Origin of the sequence: Pseudomonas sp. GXZC (assembly GCF_026967615.1) — a bacterium.
Classification (GTDB): Bacteria; Pseudomonadota; Gammaproteobacteria; order Pseudomonadales; family Pseudomonadaceae; genus Aquipseudomonas; species Aquipseudomonas azotoformans_A.
In genome coordinates, this window is the sequence record NZ_CP114115.1 from 5118494 (window position 1) to 5137315 (window position 18822).

Genomic DNA, 18822 nt, shown 5'->3' on the forward strand with positions numbered 1-18822 from the left:
CATACTGGCCGACCTTTCCAGACCCTTTTCCGAGGAATCGCCCATGTTTAAAGTCAACGAGTACTTCGACGGCACCGTCAAGTCGATCGCTTTCGGCACCGCAGAAGGTCCGGCGACCATCGGCGTCATGGCCCCCGGCGAATACGAGTTTGGCACCGCCCAGCGTGAAATCATGCACGTGGTGTCCGGCGCCCTGACCGTCAAACTGCCGGATGCCAGCGAGTGGGAAACCTTCGCCGCCGGCAGCCAGTTCAACGTGCCGGCCAACAGCAAGTTCCAGCTGAAGGTCGCCGTGGACACCGCTTACCTGTGCGAATACCGCGGCTAAGGGTTTCCCGGCAGCAAAAAAATGCCCGTCTCGCAGGAGACGGGCATTTTTTATGCGTGAAGAAAACTATTCAAGGATCGTCACCGGCATCCCGACTTCCAGGCGGCCAATGCCATCGTTGACCAGGTTCTGGCCGAAAATCGCGCCGTCTTCTGTCTTGCGGTAAGCCTCCAGCGTGGCGAAGGGTTCGCGGTCTGCGCTGCGCTCGCCGGTTTGCGGGTCGATGGTGGTGAGGATACAGCGCGAACACGGCTTGACCGCACGGAACTCCACGTCGCCAATGCGCAGGCGCTTCCAGCCATCTTCGGCGAAGGCTTCACTGCCTTCGATGACCAGGTTGGGACGAAAGCGCAGCATTTCCATGGGACGACCGATGCGCTGGGAAAGGTCGTCCAGCGACGCCTGGCCGATCACCAGCAGCGGGTAACCGTCGGCAAACGCGACCTGGTCGTCGTCCTTGCCGTAACCGGCCTGGGTGGTGCGAGCGCGTTCGACGGGGATTTGCACCAGCCGCGTCGGTTTGCCAATAAAGTCGCTGACCCAAGCGGCGGCCGCGTCCCCCGCGTCGGGCACGCGCAAGGTGTCGCGCCAGATAGTCACGCCACGCAACTCGGCGTCGTTGCCGGGCAGCGCCACATCCAGCGGCGTGTAGCCCGGCGAACTCAGGGTGAGGCCGCCGCTGCTGTTCCACAGCGCCGACAGTTGGCTCATCTTCGCCACCGCACGCTGCGTGAGGAAACGCCCACTGCCTTCATCCACCAGCATCCAGCGTCGGTCCCCGTCCACCCCGAGCTTATCCAGGCCGACCTGTTGCAGGATTTCGGCCTTGCCGGACTTCAAGGGGTAACGGTACAACGCGCTGAGACGAAGCATGGGCCTGCATTCCTGAGGGGCAAAGCCATCACCCTAAGGTCAAGCGGGCACTTCGTCCAGCATCAGACGCTGACGCACCACATCCACCAGCTTGTCGGGCTGGAATTTGGACAGGAAGTTGTCGCAACCGACCTTCTTCACCATCGAGTCGTTGAAGCTGCCCGACAACGAGGTGTGCAGCACCACATACAGGCCACGCAGGCGCGGGTCGTTGCGGATCTCGGTGGTGAGGCGATAGCCGTCCATCTCGGGCATTTCGGCGTCGGTGAAGATCATCAGCAGCTTGTCGGTCATCACCTGGCCGCTGTCGGCCCAGGCCTTGAGCATGTTCAGCGCCTTGAGGCCGTCGCTGGCGATGTGCATCTTCACCCCCAGTTGACCGAGGGTGTCGCGCAGTTGCGAGAGAGCCACATTGGAGTCATCCACCAGCAGCACTTCGCGGCCACGGGCACGCTCCAGCACCGGGTCTTCGAGTTTTTCACGGGAGACCTTGGCGTTGTACGGCACGATCTCGGCCAGGACTTTTTCCACGTCGATGATTTCCACCAACTGGTCGTCGACTTTGCTGATGGCCGTGAGGTAATGCTGGCGACCGGCGCTGGTCGGCGGCGGCAGGATGGCTTCCCAGTTCATGTTGACGATGCGGTCCACGCCACCCACCAGGAACGCCTGCACCGAGCGGTTGTACTCGGTGACGATAATGGTGCTGTTGGGGCCCGGCACCAGCGGGCGCATGCCGATGGCCTGGGACAGGTCGATCACCGGCAGGGTCTGGCCCCGCAGGTTGACCACGCCGCACACGAACGGATGGCGCTGCGGCATCAAGGTCAGCTTGGGCAGTTGCAGCACTTCCTGCACCTTGAACACGTTGATCGCGAACAGCTGACGCCCGAACAGGCGGAACATGAGGATCTCCAGGCGATTCTCACCCACCAGTTGCGTGCGTTGATCTACCGTGTCGAGAATGCCGGCCATTAAAAGCTCCTGATGCGCTAAGGGATTGTGCAGCTCACTTAAGGCTTGTTATCGGCGGCAAGCGCCAGACCTTGACCCGTGTAAAATGCCACGTAAATTCATTGATGTCACACTGACATCATGGTTTACTGCGCTGGCCTCTCCAGAGAGGGGTACAGCGACGTTGCGCGACATTCAATTCGACGCAAGGTTCCGCCATGTAAGGGATTCCCCTACGCACAATCAGGCCCAACCTGATATTCGCAATATCTAATAGCCATTAATGTGACGCCATTCTCAATGCATGAATGGAGTCAGGCTTTTGTTTGCCATCCCAAGCCCTCGGCCCACGGGCCTTCCAGACATTCAACTGTCGGCAATTGAAGGTGTGCAATTGACCCCGTTCATGAGGGCCGCGCACAGCCGTCGCCATCACTCTAATAAGCTTCCTACTGATTATTCAGAAGCAACCTACAGATACCAGTCATATTTCAGCGCTACTTTTAAGCCATTCACCCGGTGCGACATCTCATCACCCGACCTTATGTTGTGGAGACTTGCATGATGAACAGCGCAAATGAATGGCAGACCACACTTCCTGAATTCTTGCTTGAAGCGGAAACCCTGCTGGCCAAGTCGGAAGAGTGCCTGAGCCATCTGCACCTGATCCGCGACGACAGCGATGCTATCGAGTGCATGAAGTCCAGCCTGACCAAACTGGCCGAGAAGGCTGACAGCCTGGCCCTGCAGGCGATCAGCGAGTTTTCCCGGCATATCCAGTACCTGATTGCCAATGCTGTAAGCCCGATGCAATTGCATGATCAGGCGCTGGATGCCTTGCACGCGTGCCTGACGCTACTCGCGTGGCAGCTTGAACTGATCGATACCCGCACCGGCGAACTGGGTATGGATGAGAGTGAGCAAGCAACATTGATCGCCACTGTCACGCTGCAGATTCCGCAAAAAGACTTCAGCTATAAACCGCAGCAACGTGTGCACCACGCGTCTTGAGCGAATATCGAGTCGCGTTTAAACCTGAAGTTATCTGAAAACGACACGCGCCATTAATCCAGTGGAATTGAATTGCGCAGACAAAGATATCAATTAGCCATTAACGGTAATAACGATACAACCAAACAGCAATAATATAACTCCCCTACTCCATGAACTCTGGGAATACCGCCCGGAGCATTTGCGCAGTTAATAACCTTGCCAGGCACGGCACCAGGCGACCAACGGTAATAGTGGTGGTACTATGCCCCGCTCGAAGTGACTCAACTTCATCATGCATAAAAACGATTCGATAACGCATTCCAAACAGAGCCCTGTCAGCCGCCGTGACCGGACTTCCCGCAGCGAACCTTCATTGGCTCCATCCGCTATGTACGCCTACCTCAAGACACTCATCGCAAGGTCCGCGTCCCGCAGCAATGCACGCCGTCTGATCCTCGCCCTGTGCCTTGGCTCGCTGCTGCTGAGCCTGTGGGCCTACAGTTTCTCCGCCGCCTTGCCGTTGCTGGTGCTGCTCAACCTGGCCACGCTGCTGGTGGTTGGCCTGCAACAGTGGCACTCGCGCAAATCCATCAAGTTCCAGCCTCAGGAACTGGCCGATCGCCTGTTGCAAGTGCAGGAAAACGAACGCCACCGCCTGAGCCGCGAGCTGCATGACGATATCGGCCAACTGCTCACCGCCGCCAAGCTGCAAAGCGAATGGCTCAAGCGCCGCCTGCCCGAAGACCTGCAAAGCCAGTGCACAGTGCTGTGCAACACCCTGAATGAAACCCTGGCCAAGGTGCGTGACGTCTCGGCCATCCTCAACCCTCGCCAACTGGCCAGCCTGGGCCTGGAAGCCAGCCTGCGCGCGCACCTGCTCAAGACCCTGGAAAACACCCCGATTCACTGGAGCCTGGAATGCCAACAGCGGCTGACCGGCATCCCGGAAGAAATGGCCGTTGCGGCCTTTCGCATCACCCAGGAAGCGGTGACCAACATGCTACGCCACGCCCAGGCGCGCAATCTGTTGGTACGCCTGCAACGCCTGCCCGAGGGCCTGTCGCTGAGTATCTGCGATGACGGCCAGGGTTTTTCGCCGGCCATCAACCCGGGCCTGGAAGGCCAGCGGGGCATGGCCGGCATGTCAGAGCGGATTGATCAGCTTGGCGGTTCGTTATCCGTCAACAGCCAACCAGGCAAAGGGACACGGATCGACGCGCTTTTCCCCTGGGCGCCGCGCGCCCTCGAACGGGCCAGTTCCCCTAAGGTTCTCGAGTGACCTGCACATTACTCCTGGTGGATGACCATGCACTGATCCGGGCCGGCGTACGCGCGCTGGTCCAGGACATTCCCGGCTACACGGTGGTCGGTGAGGCCAGCGATGGCGCACAGTTGCTGGAGCAGTTCAGCGCCCTGCTGCCCGATATCGTGCTGTTGGACCTGTCGATGAAACACACCGGCGGCCTGGATGCCCTGCAGCAACTCAAGCGCGCCTACCCCAAGAGTCGCGTGCTGATCCTGTCGATGCACACCGACCCGGAACTGATCATGTGCGCGCTGGAGTCCGGCGCCCATGGCTACCTGCTCAAGGACACCACCGCCAACGAGCTGGAACATGCGCTGCTGGCCCTGCGCAACAACGAGCGCTACCTGAGCCCGGCGATTGCCCACACCGTGATCAACCAGGCGCTGGTACGCAGCCAGGGCCCCACTACCCCGGCCGGCCACAGCCACAACCTTACGGCACGGCAGTTGGAGATCCTGCGGTTGATTGTGCGCGGCAAGTCCACCCGGGAAATCGCCCACGGCTTGGGCTTGAGCATCAAGACCGTGGAAGCTCACCGCTCGCAGATCATGAAACGCCTGCAGATTTTCGACGTGGCCGGCCTGGTGTTATTCGCGGTGCGCGAGCAGATCATCAGCCTGGACGACTAACGGCGAATCCACCGGCAGGTGCACACGCAAGGCCTTGGGCAGGGCCTCGAAGTGCAAGTCATCACCCTCCAGCGGTTCACCATCCAGGTTGATGTAGAGGCCCTGTGCGACCTTGATATTCACCCACGGCAGGCGCGCCCGGACGAACATGGTGTCCAGGCCCCAACCGTTGTTCATCAGCTCTCGCAAAGTCCCCACCACTTCCTGGGGCGCGGGCAGGATGCTGACATCCAGCAAGCCGTCATCGGCCATGGCGCCGGGGCATAGCTCATGGCCGCCGCCCGCTTGGCGACCGTTGCCGATGCCCAGGGCGAGCAGCTCGCCTTTCCAGTGGAAATCGGGGCCATCGAGTTCAGCGTAGGCAGCCTTCAGCTCGCTGAAACGGGTCAAGCCGGTGAACAGGTAGGCGGCGCCGCCCAGGACTTTCTTCAAATCTTCGGAGGTGTTGGCGGTGACTTGGCTGCCGAAACCGCCGGTGGCCATGTTGAGGAAGATTTGCCCGCCGACCTGGCCGAGGTCGATGGCCCTTGGTGGCACGTCCAGCAGCGCCAGGGCCGGGGCGGGTTCGAGCGGCACGCCGGCGGCCTTGGCGAAGTCGTTGGCGGTGCCCAGGGGCATCAGCACCAGGCTGGCGTCGGTCTTGGCCTGGGCCATGGCTTCGGCGACGTCGCGCAAGGTGCCGTCGCCGCCGCCGGCGATGATATGGGTGTAGCCGTCGGCCAGGGCTTCGTTGACCAGGCGTTGGGCGTCGCCGCCTTCCCATGTGACCCGCACCGCCAGCTCCCCGCCCTGCTTGCGTCGGGCCTGCACGGCAGCGCGTACGTCCTCGTTGAGGGCTTGCTTGCCGTGGAGGATCAACAGGGCTTTGGGGGTGGTCATTGAGGGAATCTCCTGATTCAAGGGTGCTTGGAGGATGTGGACCTTGGGCGGAGAGAAAAAAGCCATTGGGGTTGGAAATTATTTGTTGGTCTATGCGGGGGCATATCCGTTTCTGCGGTAACGGCTGCTATTGGTTCCGCTCTTACAGCGGGTCACTTTTGGAAAAGAGCCCGGAATGCCGGCCCAGCCAAAAGTAACCAAAAGGGCTTTTGCCCCAACACTCGGCACCTCGCCTAGGCTCGGTGTGCCCGTAATCCGACAGTGATTTGGGGGGCCGCCGCCACGCGCCATCCATGGCGCGGGGCGGCTAAACCGGCATCCCTGCCGGTTTACCCCCCAAATCCCTGCCGAATTCCGGCCAGCGTGTTTGACGGGGCGCCTAAGATCAAAATCAAGATCAAAAGCAAAAGCACAGCGGCCTGACAGCCGGCTTGAGTGGTGTGAAGCAAAAGCAAAGGCAAACGCGGTCCCTTGTAGGAGCTGGCTTGCCTGCGATGGTCGTTAACGATGATGCAGAGCATCTGGACAAACGCGGCGGTCTCACGTTTTTCGCCGGCAAGCCGGCTCCTTCAGAGGACAAAAACGTATCCACGATGCGAAGCGAGTCGCTCTTGATCTTGATCTGAGGCGCCCCGTTAAACACGCTGGCCGAACGCAGGCTTGAATCCGTGGGTAACCCGGCAGGACGCCGGGTTAGCCGCGCTGGGCCAAGGATGGCCCATCGCGGCGGCCCACGGATTCAAGCCGGAGTGAGGGCACACCGAGCCTAAGCGAGGTGCCGAGTGTTGGGGCAAGAGCGTTTTGCTTACTTTTGCGCTTTTCAAAAGTGAGCCGCCGTAAGGGCGGAACCATAGGCGGCCGTTACCTAAATAACGGATATGTACTCAATCAACTCTTATGCAACTTACTCATCAGTTGCGCCTCAGCCTGCGTCAACCCACACGACTGAGTAAGCTCATCCACCGTAGCCCCCATCCCCACCAACTTGGCGGCTTGGGCAAACGAAAGACTCGAAGGATCCCGCTGCTCAATCTGCGCCAGTTTGTCAGGCAACGGCGCAAGAATCGCACGCAATTCATGCACCTCGTCCCCAACCTTCACCGCACTCTGCTGAAAGTGATCAACCCGCTTCACCAGCTCCAACACACGCCGATCACGTACTGCATCACGCTCAGCCTGCTGCAAAAACAGTTCACGCTGCTGACGCACATAGCGCAACAGAAATGCCAAAGTCCCGGCCCACAGCAGGGCCAGGACAATCACCGCGGCCTCAAGGAACAATCAGATGCTCTCCAGTTCCGACCATTCTTCTTCGCTCATCATCTTGTCCAGCTCAACCAGAATCAGCAGCTCGCCGTTCTTGTTGCACACGCCCTGGATAAACTTGGCGGACTCTTCGTTACCCACGTTCGGCGCGGTTTCCACTTCCGATTGGCGCAGGTAGACCACTTCGGCCACGCTGTCGACCATGATCCCGACCACTTGCTTGTCGGCCTCGATGATCACGATACGCGTGTTGTCATTGACTTCAGTCGGCACCAGGCCGAAACGCTGGCGGGTGTCGATCACCGTCACCACGTTGCCGCGCAGGTTGATGATGCCCAGCACGTAGCTCGGCGCACCCGGCACCGGGGCGATCTCGGTGTAGCGCAGCACTTCCTGCACGCGCATCACGTTAATGCCGTAGGACTCGTTGTCCAGTTTGAAGGTCACCCATTGCAGGATCGGATCATCCAAACCTTGTGCGGACGCTGACTTGTTCATACCCCTGACCCCTTCAAATGCCGTATGACACGGCGTGTGTGCTTCACTGACCGCATTCGCATGCGGCCCTTATTGTTCAATCAACTGTGTTTGTTCAGTGGCATCGACTTGACGGCACCGCTGGCGATCAACTCAGCCAGTTCGGCAACGTCGAGCAACGCGCACATGTGTTCGATCACGGTGCCCGCCAGCCAAGGCCGTTGGCCGCGGTGGCTGCGCCATTTGATTTCGTTCGGGTCCAGGCGCAACGAGCGGCTGACTTGATGCACCGCCAGCCCCCACTCGTAGCCCTGCACCGAGATCACGTATTGCAGGCCCTGGCGGAAGTCATCGCGGTAGCGGTCGGGCATGACCCAGCGTGCGGTATCCAGGACTTTGAGGTTGCCGGCCTGGCTGGGCAGGATGCCGAGGAACCACTCCGGTTGCCCGAACAACGGCGTCAGCTCCTGGCCTTCCAGCGAATAGATCGAGCCCAGGCACACCAACGGCACTGCCAGGGTCAACCCAGCGACGTCGAACAGCAGGCATTCGAACGGCTCGGCAGCCCAGCTTGGTCGACCATCACCGGTCACCGGCGGCGGCGTGATGCTCGGCGGCAGATGCACTTCCACCACGGGCTCGACCACGACAGGAGCAGGGGCAACCACCACAGGCGCCACCACTACCGGCGTAATCGGCACTACGACCTGCGCATCACGGGCTTGTTCTTCCAGCACCGCCAACTGGAATTCATCCAGCGCGGCTTCGGGTTCAACAGCCGGTTCCAGCACCAGGATCGGCTCCGGCAGTTCTTCGGCGGTCGCATCCTGCAGCAGGGCATCCAGGTAGGATTCCAGCGCCAGTTGCGGCCGGGTCTTGAGTTCGACAGGACGGTTCATCACGCCACCTGCGCCACAAGCTGTTGCGACAACAGGTGCTTGAGCAGCGCCCGGTAGGCGAGTACGCCACGGCTCTTGCCGTCGAACTGCGACGGCGCAAGACCCGCGCGGCTGGCGTCACGCAGGCGCGTGTCCACCGGGATGTAGCCGTTCCAGATGGTGTCCGGGTAGGCATCGCGCAGCACGCGCAGGGTGCCGAGGGACGCTTGGGTGCGGCGGTCGAACAGCGTCGGCACGATGCTGAACGGCAGCGCTTGTTTGCGCGAACGGTTGATCATCGCCAGGGTGCTGACCATGCGCTCCAGGCCTTTGACGGCCAGGTGTTCGGTCTGCACCGGAATCACCAGCTGTTGGCTGGCCGCCAAGGCGTTGACCATCAACACGCCCAGCAACGGCGGGCTGTCGATGATTGCGTAGTCGAAGTCCTGCCAGAGTTGCGCCAGGGTCTTGGCGATCACCAAGCCCAACCCGCTCTGCCCCGGCGACTGACGCTCAAGGGTGGCCAGGGCGGTGCTGGACGGCAGCAGGGAAATGCTTTCGTTGCTGGTAGGCAGCAGCAGTTGCCCCGGCAGATCAGCCGGTACGCTGCCCTTGTGCAGGAACAGGTCGTAGTTGCTGTGCTCCAGCGCGTCCGGGTCGTAGCCGAAATAGCTGGTCATGGAGCCGTGCGGGTCCAGGTCCACCACGACCACGCGCTTGCCCGCCTCGGCCAGCAAGCCGGCTAAGGCGATGGACGTGGTGGTCTTGCCGACCCCACCTTTTTGATTGGCAACTGCCCAGACTCTCATTCGGTTGGTTCCTCCCGGCAGGCACAGGCGCGACCGAGACATTGCATAAGGTTATTGAGCCGGCGACGGAGAATTGACGGCGCTCTGACGAACCGGCGGTTTTACAGGGGGCGGTGCAGTTTGTGTGCCAGCCCGCTTCAGGGCCGCATCCGGTGTTGCATTGGCGGTGCCGGTGCCGGTCAGGCTGCGGCGCACATCCAGGTTGCGCGACACCACCAACACCACTCGACGGTTCTTTGCGCGGCCCTCTATCGTGGCGTTATTGGCCACCGGCTGGAACTCGCCATAGCCTACCGACGCCAGGCGACCTGGGTTCACGCCCTGCATCGCCAGCATGCGCACGATGCTCGCGGCACGCGCTGACGACAGTTCCCAGTTGGTCGGGTACTGCGCCGTGCTGATCGGAAAATTGTCGGTAAAGCCTTCGACGTGGATCGGGTTCTCGAACGGCCGCAGAATCGCCGCCACCTTGTCGATAATGGTGAACGCCTGGTCGCTGGGCATCGCATCGGCACTGGCGAACAGCAGGCTGGAATTGAGCTCGATCTCCACCCACAACTCGTTGCCGCGCACGGTCATCTGGTTGGAACTGATCAGGTCGCCAAACGCCGCGCTGATGTCATCGGCGATGCTTTTCAGTGGATCGCTGGTGCCGCCCACGCCGGCAGCGGTTTCATCGCTGTCGTTGACCAGCGGCTTGGCCGGGGTCACGGTCTTGGGCCGCTCTTCACCGATGGGAATCGGCTTGAGCGAGCGGTCGGCGTCGTTGAACACACCGATCAATGCCTGGGAAATGACCTTGTACTTGCCTTCGTTGATCGACGAAATGGAGTACATCACCACGAAAAACGCGAACAGCAAGGTGATGAAGTCCGCGTAGGACACCAGCCACCGCTCGTGGTTGACGTGTTCTTCAGGCTCTCGACGGCGACGGCTCACAATGAATACCTCCCATCAATCCATGAAGCCCTGGAGCTTCAATTCGATGGAGCGCGGGTTCTCACCCTCGGCAATCGACAAAATGCCTTCGAGCAACATCTCGCGGTAACGCGACTGGCGCATGGCAATCGACTTGAGTTTGCTCGCCACCGGCAACAACACCAGGTTGGCACTGGCCACGCCATAGATAGTGGCGACAAACGCCACGGCAATGCCGCTGCCCAGTTGCGAAGGGTCGGCCAGGTTGCCCATCACGTGGATCAGGCCCATCACCGCACCGATGATGCCGATGGTCGGCGCGTAGCCGCCCATGCTTTCGTAGACTTTCGCGGCGTTGATGTCGCGGCTTTCCTGGGTGTAGAAATCCACCTCCAGGATGCTGCGGATCGCTTCCGGTTCGGCGCCATCCACCAGCAATTGCAGGCCTTTGCGTGCGTAGCTGTCGGGTTCTGCATCGGCCACGCCTTCCAGGCCCAGCAGGCCTTCCTTGCGGGCGGTGAGGCTCCAGTTGACCACGCGGTCGATGCCACCCGGCAAGTCGACACGCGGCGGAAAAATGATCCAGATAAGGATCTGCATGGCGCGCTTGAACGAGCTCATGGGCGACTGCAACAACGCCGCGCCCACAGTGCCGCCGATCACGATCAACGCGGCCGGACCGTTGGCCAGGGCGCCGAGGTGACCGCCTTCGAGGTAGTTGCCGCCAATGATCGCGACAAACGCCATGATGATACCGATCAGGCTCAAGACATCCATTAGAGGCAGGCCTCCACCAGATGCTTACCGATGTCGTCCAGGCTGTAGACGGCGTCGGCCAGGTCGGCCTTGACGATGGCCATGGGCATGCCATAGATCACACAGCTGGCTTCGTCCTGGGCCCAGATGGCGCTGCCGCCCTGCTTGAGCAGGCGCGCGCCTTCACGACCGTCGGCGCCCATGCCGGTGAGCACCACCGCCAGAACTTTGTCGCCGTAGGACTTGGCCGCCGAACCAAAGGTGATGTCCACGCATGGTTTGTAGTTCAGGCGCTCGTCACCCGGCAGGATTTTGATCGCGCCACGGCCGTCCACCATCATCTGCTTGCCACCCGGCGCCAGCAACGCCAGGCCCGGACGCAGGATGTCGCCATCCTCGGCTTCCTTGACGCTGATGCGGCACAGCTTGTCCAGGCGCTCGGCGAACGCTTTGGTGAAGGCGGCGGGCATGTGCTGGATCAACACGATCGGTGCCGGGAAGTTGGCCGGCAGTTGGGTCAATACCCGCTGCAGGGCCACCGGGCCGCCGGTGGAGGTGCCGATAGCCACCAGCTTGTAGGCCTTGCGTTTCGGCGCAGGCGAATGGGCCGCCGCAGGCGCAGCGGCGCGAACCGGTGCCACGGCAGGCCGTGCAACCGGCGCAGGCGCTGGGCGAGCAAACGATGACGTCGGCGCAGCCGGTGCCGCAACCGGTGCAGGCGTCGGCGCGGGCGCGCTGAACAAGCTACGACGGTTGCTGCGCGAAATGCTGTGCACTTTCTCGCACAGCAGTTGCTTGACCTTCTCGGGATTGCGCGAGATGTCTTCGAAATTCTTCGGCAGGAAGTCCACCGCGCCAGCGTCCAGCGCATCCAGGGTGACCCGGGCGCCTTCGTGCGTCAGCGAGGAGAACATCAACACCGGGGTCGGGCAGCGTTGCATGATGTGCCGGACTGCGGTGATGCCATCCATCATCGGCATCTCGTAGTCCATGGTGATCACGTCCGGTTTCAACGCAATGGCTTGATCAATCGCCTCTTTGCCGTTGGTGGCCGTGCCGACCACCTGGATCGTTGGATCGGCGGAAAGAATTTCCGAGACGCGGCGGCGGAAGAAACCCGAATCGTCCACCACCAGGACCTTGACTGCCATAAACACTCCGTTAGGCGGGGCGGGCAATACCGCCCTGCCCCACCAGAATCAAATACGCCGAGCGGCGTAACGCTTGAGCATGCTCGGAACATCGAGAATCAGCGCGATCCGACCGTCACCGGTGATGGTCGCACCCGACATGCCCGGGGTTCCCTGCAGCATTTTGCCCAAAGGCTTGATGACCACTTCTTCCTGGCCCACCAGTTGATCGACCACAAAGCCGATGCGCTGGGTGCCCACGGAGAGAATCACCACATGGCCTTCGCGCTGCTCTTCATGCTTGGCCGATGCCACCAGCCAACGCTTGAGGTAGAACAGGGGCAACGCTTTGTCGCGCACGATCACCACTTCCTGGCCGTCCACCACGTTGGTGCGCGACAGGTCGAGGTGGAAGATCTCGTTGACGTTGACCAGCGGGAAGGCGAACGCCTGGTTGCCCAGCATCACCATCAGGGTCGGCATGATCGCCAAGGTCAACGGCACCTTGATGACGATCTTCGAGCCCTGGCCCTTGGTCGAGTAGATGTTGATCGAGCCGTTGAGCTGGCTGATCTTGGTCTTCACCACGTCCATGCCGACGCCACGGCCGGACACGTCGGAAATCTCGGTCTTGGTCGAGAAGCCCGGGGCAAAGATCAGGTTGTAGCACTCGGTGTCGGTCAGGCGGTCGGCGGCGTCCTTGTCCATCACACCACGCTTGACCGCGATGTTGCGCAGGATGGTCGGGTCCATGCCTTTGCCGTCGTCGGTAATCGACAGCAGGATATGGTCGCCTTCTTGCTCCGCCGCCAGGATCACTTTGCCGCCACGGGACTTGCCCGAGGCTTCGCGTTCTTCCGGGGTTTCCACGCCGTGGTCGACAGCGTTGCGCACCAAGTGGACCAGCGGGTCGGCCAGGGCCTCGACAAGGTTCTTGTCGAGGTCGGTTTCTTCACCCACCAGTTCCAGGTTGATTTCTTTCTTCAGCTGACGCGCCAGGTCGCGGACCAGGCGTGGGAAGCGGCCGAAGACTTTCTTGATCGGCTGCATCCGCGTTTTCATCACGGCGGTCTGCAGGTCGGCCGTCACCACATCAAGGTTCGACACGGCCTTTTGCATGGCTTCATCGCCGCTGCTCAGGCCCAGGCGCACCAGGCGGTTACGCACCAGCACCAGTTCGCCGACCATGTTCATGATGTCGTCCAGGCGTGCGGTATCAACCCGTACGGTGGTTTCGGCTTCACTGGCAGGCTTCTCGGCCACCGGTGCGGCGGCGGCACGTGCCGGAGCCGGTGCGGCAGCCGGCGCTGGCTTGGCTGCAGGTGCAGGGGCTGCAGCTTTGGCAGCGACCGGTGCAGCAGTGGCAACAGCAGCCGCGGCCGGAGCCACTTCGCTGAACTTACCCTTGCCGTGCAATTCGTCCAGCAGCGATTCGAACTCGTGATCGGAGATCAAACCATCGCCAGCCGGTGCTGCACTGGCAGCGGCAGGCGCTGCGGCCGTGGCAGCGACTTCCGGCAAGGCGTCGGCCACGAAGGTACCCTTGCCGTGCAGTTGGTCGAGCAACGCTTCGAATTCGTCGTCAGTAATGTCGGTGCTGGCTTTAGCAGCAGGCGCCTCGGGCGCAGCGGCAGGTGCCACAGCGTCGGCCGCGAACTGGCCTTTGCCGTGCAACTGGTCGAGCAGGGATTCGAACTCAGCGTCGGTGATGTCTTCGCTGGTTGGCGCAGCGACAGGCGCCTTTGGCGCTTCTGCCTCGGCCTTCACGGCACTGAGGGAGTTGAGCAACTGTTCGAACTCGCTGTCGGTCACATCCGGTTCGGCTTCGGCCACAGGCTCGGGTGCTGCCTCGACCACAGGCGCAGCCGAGGTGTCGGCCGGTTCCGCCAGGCGCGCCAGAGCGGCCAGCAGTTCCGGGGTGGCGGCAGTGATCGGTGCACGGTCGCGCACCTCGCTGAACATGCCGTTGACTGCATCCAGTGCTTCGAGAATCACGTCCATCAATTCCGAATCAACGTGACGCTCACCCTTGCGCAGGATGTCGAACACGTTCTCGGCGATGTGGCAGCACTCCACCAGCTCATGGAGCTGGAGGAAGCCGGCGCCCCCTTTTACAGTGTGAAAACCGCGAAAAATTGCATTGAGCAGGTTCGCATCATCCGGTCGGCTTTCCAGCTCGACCAGTTGCTCGGACAACTGCTCTAAAATTTCGCCGGCCTCTACAAGGAAATCCTGAAGGATTTCTTCATCGGCGCCGAAGCTCATGTGGGTGCTCCTTAGAAGCCTAAACTGGATAACAGGTCATCGACATCATCTTGACCCGATACAACGTCTTCACGTTTATCGGCATGAATCTGCGGACCTTCACCCTTGGCGAGATGTTTTTGTGGATCTTTTTCCGAGAGGATCGCTTCACGGTCATGTTCAATGCCGGCAAAACGGTCTACCTGGCCTGCCATCAGCACTAATTTGAGCAAGTTGCTTTCCACTTCGGTGACCAACTGGGTCACACGCTTGATCACCTGACCGGTGAGGTCCTGGTAATCCTGGGCGAGCAGAATGTCGTTGAGGTTGCTGGAAACCGTGCGGTTTTCCTGCTCGCTGCGTGACAAGAACCCTTCGACCCGACGCGCCAATTCACGAAACTCTTCAGCGCCCACTTCGCGGCGCATGAAACGGCCCCAGTCGTTGCTCAGGGCCTGGGCTTCGTTGGCCATGCCGTTGACCAGGGGCGTGGCGTTTTCCACCAGGTCCATGGTGCGGTTGGCCGCCGCCTCAGTCAGCCTGACCACATAGGACAGGCGTTCGGTGGCATCGGTGATCTGCGAGATTTCCTCGGCCTGGGGCATATGCGGGTCAATCTGGAAATTGACGATCGCACTGTGCAGCTCGCGTGTGAGCTTGCCCACTTCCTGGTACAGGCCGCGGTCACGGGTCTGGTTGAGCTCATGGATTAACTGCACCGCGTCGCCGAACTGGCCTTTTTCAAGGCTGTCGACCAACTGGTGAGCATGCTTTTTCAGGGTCGACTCGAAGTCTCCCTGTGACGTTTCTTTATGCTCCATAGCTCCCCCGCGATGGCATTAGCCGTGGATGCGTTCGAAGATTTTCTCGATCTTCTCTTTCAAGGCCAATGCAGTGAATGGCTTGACCACGTAACCGTTTACCCCGGCTTGGGCGGCTTCGATGATCTGCTCACGCTTGGCTTCGGCGGTCACCATCAACACAGGCAGGCTGCGCAGTTTTTCGTCGGCGCGCACGTGGCGCAGCAAGTCGATACCGGTCATGCCCGGCATGTTCCAGTCCGTTACCAGAAAGTCGATGCTCCCGCTGTTGAGGATCGGAATCGCCGTAATGCCGTCATCCGCCTCGACCGTGTTAGTGAACCCAAGGTCACGCAACAGGTTTTTTATGATCCGCCGCATCGTTGAGAAGTCATCAACGATGAGGATTTTCATGTTCTTGTCCAATTCGACCTCCAAGCAGTCTTAAACGCGCCCAGCACCTGGACGCGCCATTTCAATCAACAGGCATTACACAAAAAGGACTGCCGGGGCACCACGGGTCGAACCCGCAAAGGCTGGTTGCCCTCGCGGTCTCGTCTGCAGTGTCCCTACACTGCCTGTCAGCGCGCTCGCCACTCTCCCAAACGCCCCCGCAAGCGGGCTGCGCACTGGCTGTGCAACTGGCTGACCCGCGACTCGCTGACCCCCAGGACCTCACCGATTTCCTTGAGGTTCAGCTCTTCGTCGTAGTACAGCGCCAACACCAGCCGCTCACGCTCCGGCAAATTGGCAATCGCGTCCGCCAACGCCCCCTGGAAACGCTCATCTTCCAGGTCACGCGATGGCTCCATATGAGCGCTCGCGCCATCCTCGTGCAGCCCTTCGTGTTCGCCGTCCTGCAACAGGTCGTCGAAACTGAACAGGCGGCTGCCCAAGGTATCGTTCAAAATCCCGTAGTAATCGTCGAGACTCAATTGGAGTTCGGCCGCAACTTCGTGATCTTTAGCGTCGCGACCGGTTTTTGCTTCAATTGCCCGAATTGCGTCACTGACCATGCGCGTATTGCGATGCACCGAACGCGGCGCCCAGTCGCCTTTACGCACCTCATCGAGCATCGCGCCACGGATACGGATACCCGCATACGTCTCGAAACTCGCACCCTTGCTCGCGTCGTACTTGGTCGACACTTCGAGCAGGCCGATCATGCCCGCCTGGATCAGGTCTTCGACCTGGACGCTGGCGGGCAGGCGTGCCAGCAAGTGATAGGCGATACGCTTGACCAAGGGCGCGTAGCGCTCGATCAACTCGCCCTGACTGTCACGGGCAGACTTCTTGTACGCGTTGTAGCCAGTCGCTGTCATAGCACGGGTCCTGCGCTCGTCTGATGCACCAATCGCTCGACGAAAAACTCCAGATGCCCACGCGGGTTGGCGGGCAACGGCCAGGTATCGACCTTCTGGGCAATAGCCTTGAACGCCAATGCGCATTTGGAACGAGGGAACGCTTCGTAGACTGCACGCTGCTTTTGCACAGCCTTGCGTACACACTCGTCGTAGGGAACTGCGCCGACGTATTGTAAGGCGACATCGAGGAAGCGATCCGTGACCTTGGTCAACTTGGCGAACAGGTTGCGCCCTTCCTGCGGGCTCTGGGCCATGTTGGCCAGGACGCGGAAGCGGTTCATGCCGTAGTCACGGTTAAGCAGTTTGATCAGGGCGTAGGCGTCGGTGATCGAGGTGGGTTCATCGCAGACCACCAGCAACACTTCCTGCGCGGCGCGCACGAAGCTGACCACGGACTCGCCGATCCCGGCGGCGGTGTCGATCACCAGCACGTCGAGGTTATCGCCGATATCACTGAACGCCTGGATCAGGCCGGCATGCTGCGCCGGGCTCAGGTGCACCATGCTCTGGGTGCCGGAGGCGGCCGGCACGATGCGGATGCCACCGGGCCCCTGCAGCAGCACATCGCGCAGCTCACAGCGACCTTCGATCACATCGGCAAGCGTGTGTTTGGGCGTCAGCCCCAGCAGAACGTCGACGTTCGCCAGCCCCAGGTCAGCATCCAGCAGCATGACGCGACGGCCAAGCTCTGCCAGGGCCAGGGACAAATTCACTGACACGTTAGTTTTCCCGACGCCACCTTTGCCGCCGGTCACCGCGATCACCTGTACGGGATGCATGCTGCCCATTTTATTTCTTTACCTTGTCTTGCTTAGACGCAGGCTACATGGCTTGGCCGCGTGAATCGCTTGCAGACCATCGATGTAGATACATTTCACGGTGTTCATCCTGCCTCAACCCACCCGTTTTGCCGGGTTGTGGTAGAGGTCGGCGAACATATCGGCCATCGCTTCCTCGCTAGGCTCTTCTTGCATTTGCACGCTGACTGCACGGCTGACCAACTGATGACGGCGCGGCAGATGCAGATCATCCGGGATCCGCGGCCCGTCAGTCAGGTAGGCGACCGGCAATTCATGACTGATGGCCAGGCTCAGCACCTCACCCAGGCTCGCGGTTTCATCGAGCTTGGTGAGGATGCAACCGGCCAGGCCGCAGCGTTTGTAGCTGTGGTATGCAGCGGTAAGAACCTGTTTCTGGCTGGTGGTTGCAAGCACCAGGTAATTTTTCGACTTGATGCCACGCCCGGCCAGGCTTTCCAGCTGCATGCGCAACGCCGGGTCGCTGGCTTGCAGGCCGGCGGTGTCGATCAAGACCACGCGTTTGCGCAGCAGCGGGTCGAGGGCGTTGGCCAGGGACTGGCCCGGGTCTACATGGGTCACCGACACATTGAGAATGCGGCCCAACGTCTTGAGCTGTTCCTGGGCACCAATACGGTAGCTGTCCATGCTCACCAGCGCGATATTCTGCGCGCCGTATTTGAGGACGTAGCGGGCCGCGAGCTTGGCCAGGGTGGTGGTCTTGCCCATGCCGGCAGGGCCGACCATGGCAATCACACCGCCTTCTTCCAGGGGTTCGATTTCCGGGGTGACGATCATCCGCGCCAGGTGGGCCAGCAACATGCGCCAGGCCTGGCGAGGTTCTTCGATTTCGGTGGTCAGCGCCAGCAGGTCGCGGGACAACGGGCCGGAAAGGCCGATGCGTTGCAGGCGACGCCACAGGTTGGCTTGTTGCGGCTTGCTGCCTTGCAGCTGGTTCCAGGCCAGCGAGCCCAACTGCACTTCGAGCAATTCACGCAGGCCGTTGAGTTCAAAGCGCATCGAGTCAAACACCCGCTGGTCAACCGCAGGCGCCGGGGCAGGCGCAGCAGGACGCGGCGGTTCTTTGAAGGTCGGCTCGACCAGCGGCTCGGCAGCGGTCAGCGGCAAGCCGGCGAACAACTGGCGATTGGTGGTGGCATCGCTGTCGCCGCGCATGCTCAGTTCAGCCTGGGCCGATACAATGCGCGAAGCGGTCTTGCGCAGCTCGTCTTCGAGCTCCATGTTCGGCACACGCGGCGCCAAGGCCTGGGGGGTGTAATCCAGGGCAGCCGTCAGCTCGACACCGCCGGCAATACGACGGTTTCCGATAATCGCGGCGTCGGCGCCCAGCTCATCACGCACCAGTTTCATGGCCTGACGCATATCGGCGGCGAAAAAACGCTTCACTTGCATAACCCACT

General features: G+C 61.0%; 20 protein-coding genes. 4 read left to right on the forward strand and 16 right to left on the reverse strand.

The genetic code is table 11. The features are described from left to right. Positions 1-43: 43 nt before the first annotated feature. A complete protein-coding gene (gene ppnP / locus OZ428_RS24010) occupies positions 44-328 on the forward strand; it encodes a pyrimidine/purine nucleoside phosphorylase (RefSeq protein WP_010208796.1) in 285 nt (94 codons plus the stop codon). 66 nt (positions 329-394) lie between these two features. Here the strand turns inward: ppnP and OZ428_RS24015 are convergent, their stop codons facing one another. Then, positions 395-1201 carry an MOSC domain-containing protein gene (locus OZ428_RS24015; protein WP_269131549.1) on the reverse strand — a complete coding sequence of 269 codons (807 nt, stop codon included), beginning with the start codon at positions 1199-1201 and terminating at the stop codon, positions 395-397. A gap of 39 nt (positions 1202-1240) precedes the next feature. Continuing rightward, on the reverse strand, positions 1241-2176 hold the full coding sequence (locus OZ428_RS24020) for a chemotaxis protein CheV (protein WP_010208794.1): 936 nt from the start codon (positions 2174-2176) through the stop codon (positions 1241-1243). A 540-nt stretch (positions 2177-2716) separates the two neighbouring features. Here OZ428_RS24020 and OZ428_RS24025 point away from each other — a divergent pair. The 3 genes from OZ428_RS24025 (at position 2717) to OZ428_RS24035 (ending at position 5083) form a co-directional block, all read left to right on the forward strand. After that, positions 2717-3166, forward strand: a complete 450-nt coding sequence (locus tag OZ428_RS24025) for a hypothetical protein (RefSeq protein ID WP_269131550.1) — start codon at positions 2717-2719, stop codon at positions 3164-3166. A gap of 370 nt (positions 3167-3536) precedes the next feature. Next, entirely contained in the window at positions 3537-4427 is an 891-nt protein-coding gene (locus OZ428_RS24030) for a sensor histidine kinase (protein ID WP_033900800.1), read from the forward strand. Next, positions 4424-5083: a response regulator transcription factor gene (locus OZ428_RS24035; protein ID WP_061449176.1), complete on the forward strand. Its 660-nt coding sequence runs from the start codon at positions 4424-4426 to the stop codon at positions 5081-5083. Before OZ428_RS24030 ends, OZ428_RS24035 begins: the two co-directional genes overlap by 4 nt. On the opposite strand, the gene yegS is transcribed toward OZ428_RS24035, so the two are convergent. From yegS to flhF, 14 genes are all read right to left on the reverse strand, one after another. After that, on the reverse strand, positions 5042-5962 hold the full coding sequence (gene yegS / locus OZ428_RS24040) for a lipid kinase YegS (protein WP_269131551.1): 921 nt from the start codon (positions 5960-5962) through the stop codon (positions 5042-5044). The two genes, OZ428_RS24035 and yegS, sit on opposite strands and share 42 nt — an antisense overlap. Before the next feature lie 888 nt (positions 5963-6850). Beyond that, a complete protein-coding gene (locus tag OZ428_RS24045; protein ID WP_269131552.1) occupies positions 6851-7243 on the reverse strand; it encodes a DUF2802 domain-containing protein in 393 nt (130 codons plus the stop codon). Next, entirely contained in the window at positions 7244-7726 is a 483-nt protein-coding gene (locus tag OZ428_RS24050) for a chemotaxis protein CheW (RefSeq protein WP_010564003.1), read from the reverse strand. An 80-nt stretch (positions 7727-7806) separates the two neighbouring features. Beyond that, entirely contained in the window at positions 7807-8604 is a 798-nt protein-coding gene (locus OZ428_RS24055) for a CheW domain-containing protein (RefSeq protein WP_177112070.1), read from the reverse strand. Beyond that, positions 8604-9392 carry a ParA family protein gene (locus OZ428_RS24060; RefSeq protein WP_028617310.1) on the reverse strand — a complete coding sequence of 263 codons (789 nt, stop codon included), beginning with the start codon at positions 9390-9392 and terminating at the stop codon, positions 8604-8606. Before OZ428_RS24060 ends, OZ428_RS24055 begins: the two co-directional genes overlap by 1 nt. A 51-nt stretch (positions 9393-9443) precedes the next feature. Then, a complete protein-coding gene (motD, locus tag OZ428_RS24065) occupies positions 9444-10331 on the reverse strand; it encodes a flagellar motor protein MotD (protein WP_269131553.1) in 888 nt (295 codons plus the stop codon). 15 nt (positions 10332-10346) lie between these two features. After that, a complete protein-coding gene (locus tag OZ428_RS24070) occupies positions 10347-11087 on the reverse strand; it encodes a flagellar motor protein (RefSeq protein WP_033900785.1) in 741 nt (246 codons plus the stop codon). Next, entirely contained in the window at positions 11087-12217 is a 1131-nt protein-coding gene (locus tag OZ428_RS24075; RefSeq protein WP_269131554.1) for a protein-glutamate methylesterase/protein-glutamine glutaminase, read from the reverse strand. The genes OZ428_RS24070 and OZ428_RS24075 overlap by 1 nt, the downstream gene beginning before the upstream one ends. A gap of 48 nt (positions 12218-12265) precedes the next feature. After that, on the reverse strand, positions 12266-14461 hold the full coding sequence (locus OZ428_RS24080; protein WP_269131555.1) for a chemotaxis protein CheA: 2196 nt from the start codon (positions 14459-14461) through the stop codon (positions 12266-12268). A gap of 11 nt (positions 14462-14472) precedes the next feature. Next, a complete protein-coding gene (locus tag OZ428_RS24085) occupies positions 14473-15261 on the reverse strand; it encodes a protein phosphatase CheZ (protein WP_033900779.1) in 789 nt (262 codons plus the stop codon). A gap of 18 nt (positions 15262-15279) precedes the next feature. Beyond that, positions 15280-15654 (reverse strand): chemotaxis response regulator CheY, encoded by a 375-nt coding sequence (locus OZ428_RS24090; protein ID WP_015885173.1) that lies wholly within the window; start codon positions 15652-15654, stop codon positions 15280-15282. Between the two features lie 167 nt (positions 15655-15821). Next, entirely contained in the window at positions 15822-16562 is a 741-nt protein-coding gene (gene fliA, locus OZ428_RS24095) for an RNA polymerase sigma factor FliA (protein WP_016976604.1), read from the reverse strand. Next, a complete protein-coding gene (gene fleN / locus OZ428_RS24100) occupies positions 16559-17392 on the reverse strand; it encodes a flagellar synthesis regulator FleN (RefSeq protein ID WP_003192912.1) in 834 nt (277 codons plus the stop codon). Before fleN ends, fliA begins: the two co-directional genes overlap by 4 nt. 105 nt (positions 17393-17497) lie before the next feature. Then, a complete protein-coding gene (flhF, locus tag OZ428_RS24105) occupies positions 17498-18814 on the reverse strand; it encodes a flagellar biosynthesis protein FlhF (RefSeq protein WP_033900777.1) in 1317 nt (438 codons plus the stop codon). Between the last annotated feature and the right edge of the window lie 8 nt (positions 18815-18822).

Bases quoted from the DNA above. Each gene is read 5' to 3' on its own strand.
- ppnP (WP_010208796.1), top strand. From the start codon at position 44: ATGTTTAAAGTCAACGAGTACTTCGACGGCACCGTCAAGTCGATCGCT.
- OZ428_RS24015 (WP_269131549.1), bottom strand. From the start codon at position 1,201: ATGCTTCGTCTCAGCGCGTTGTACCGTTACCCCTTGAAGTCCGGCAAG.
- OZ428_RS24020 (WP_010208794.1), bottom strand. From the start codon at position 2,176: ATGGCCGGCATTCTCGACACGGTAGATCAACGCACGCAACTGGTGGGT.
- OZ428_RS24025 (WP_269131550.1), top strand. From the start codon at position 2,717: ATGATGAACAGCGCAAATGAATGGCAGACCACACTTCCTGAATTCTTG.
- OZ428_RS24030 (WP_033900800.1), top strand. From the start codon at position 3,537: ATGTACGCCTACCTCAAGACACTCATCGCAAGGTCCGCGTCCCGCAGC.
- yegS (WP_269131551.1), bottom strand. From the start codon at position 5,962: ATGACCACCCCCAAAGCCCTGTTGATCCTCCACGGCAAGCAAGCCCTC.
- OZ428_RS24050 (WP_010564003.1), bottom strand. From the start codon at position 7,726: ATGAACAAGTCAGCGTCCGCACAAGGTTTGGATGATCCGATCCTGCAA.
- OZ428_RS24055 (WP_177112070.1), bottom strand. From the start codon at position 8,604: ATGAACCGTCCTGTCGAACTCAAGACCCGGCCGCAACTGGCGCTGGAA.
- OZ428_RS24060 (WP_028617310.1), bottom strand. From the start codon at position 9,392: ATGAGAGTCTGGGCAGTTGCCAATCAAAAAGGTGGGGTCGGCAAGACC.
- OZ428_RS24070 (WP_033900785.1), bottom strand. From the start codon at position 11,087: ATGGATGTCTTGAGCCTGATCGGTATCATCATGGCGTTTGTCGCGATC.
- OZ428_RS24075 (WP_269131554.1), bottom strand. From the start codon at position 12,217: ATGGCAGTCAAGGTCCTGGTGGTGGACGATTCGGGTTTCTTCCGCCGC.
- OZ428_RS24080 (WP_269131555.1), bottom strand. From the start codon at position 14,461: ATGAGCTTCGGCGCCGATGAAGAAATCCTTCAGGATTTCCTTGTAGAG.
- OZ428_RS24085 (WP_033900779.1), bottom strand. From the start codon at position 15,261: ATGGAGCATAAAGAAACGTCACAGGGAGACTTCGAGTCGACCCTGAAA.
- OZ428_RS24090 (WP_015885173.1), bottom strand. From the start codon at position 15,654: ATGAAAATCCTCATCGTTGATGACTTCTCAACGATGCGGCGGATCATA.
- fliA (WP_016976604.1), bottom strand. From the start codon at position 16,562: ATGACAGCGACTGGCTACAACGCGTACAAGAAGTCTGCCCGTGACAGT.
- fleN (WP_003192912.1), bottom strand. From the start codon at position 17,392: ATGGGCAGCATGCATCCCGTACAGGTGATCGCGGTGACCGGCGGCAAA.
- flhF (WP_033900777.1), bottom strand. From the start codon at position 18,814: ATGCAAGTGAAGCGTTTTTTCGCCGCCGATATGCGTCAGGCCATGAAA.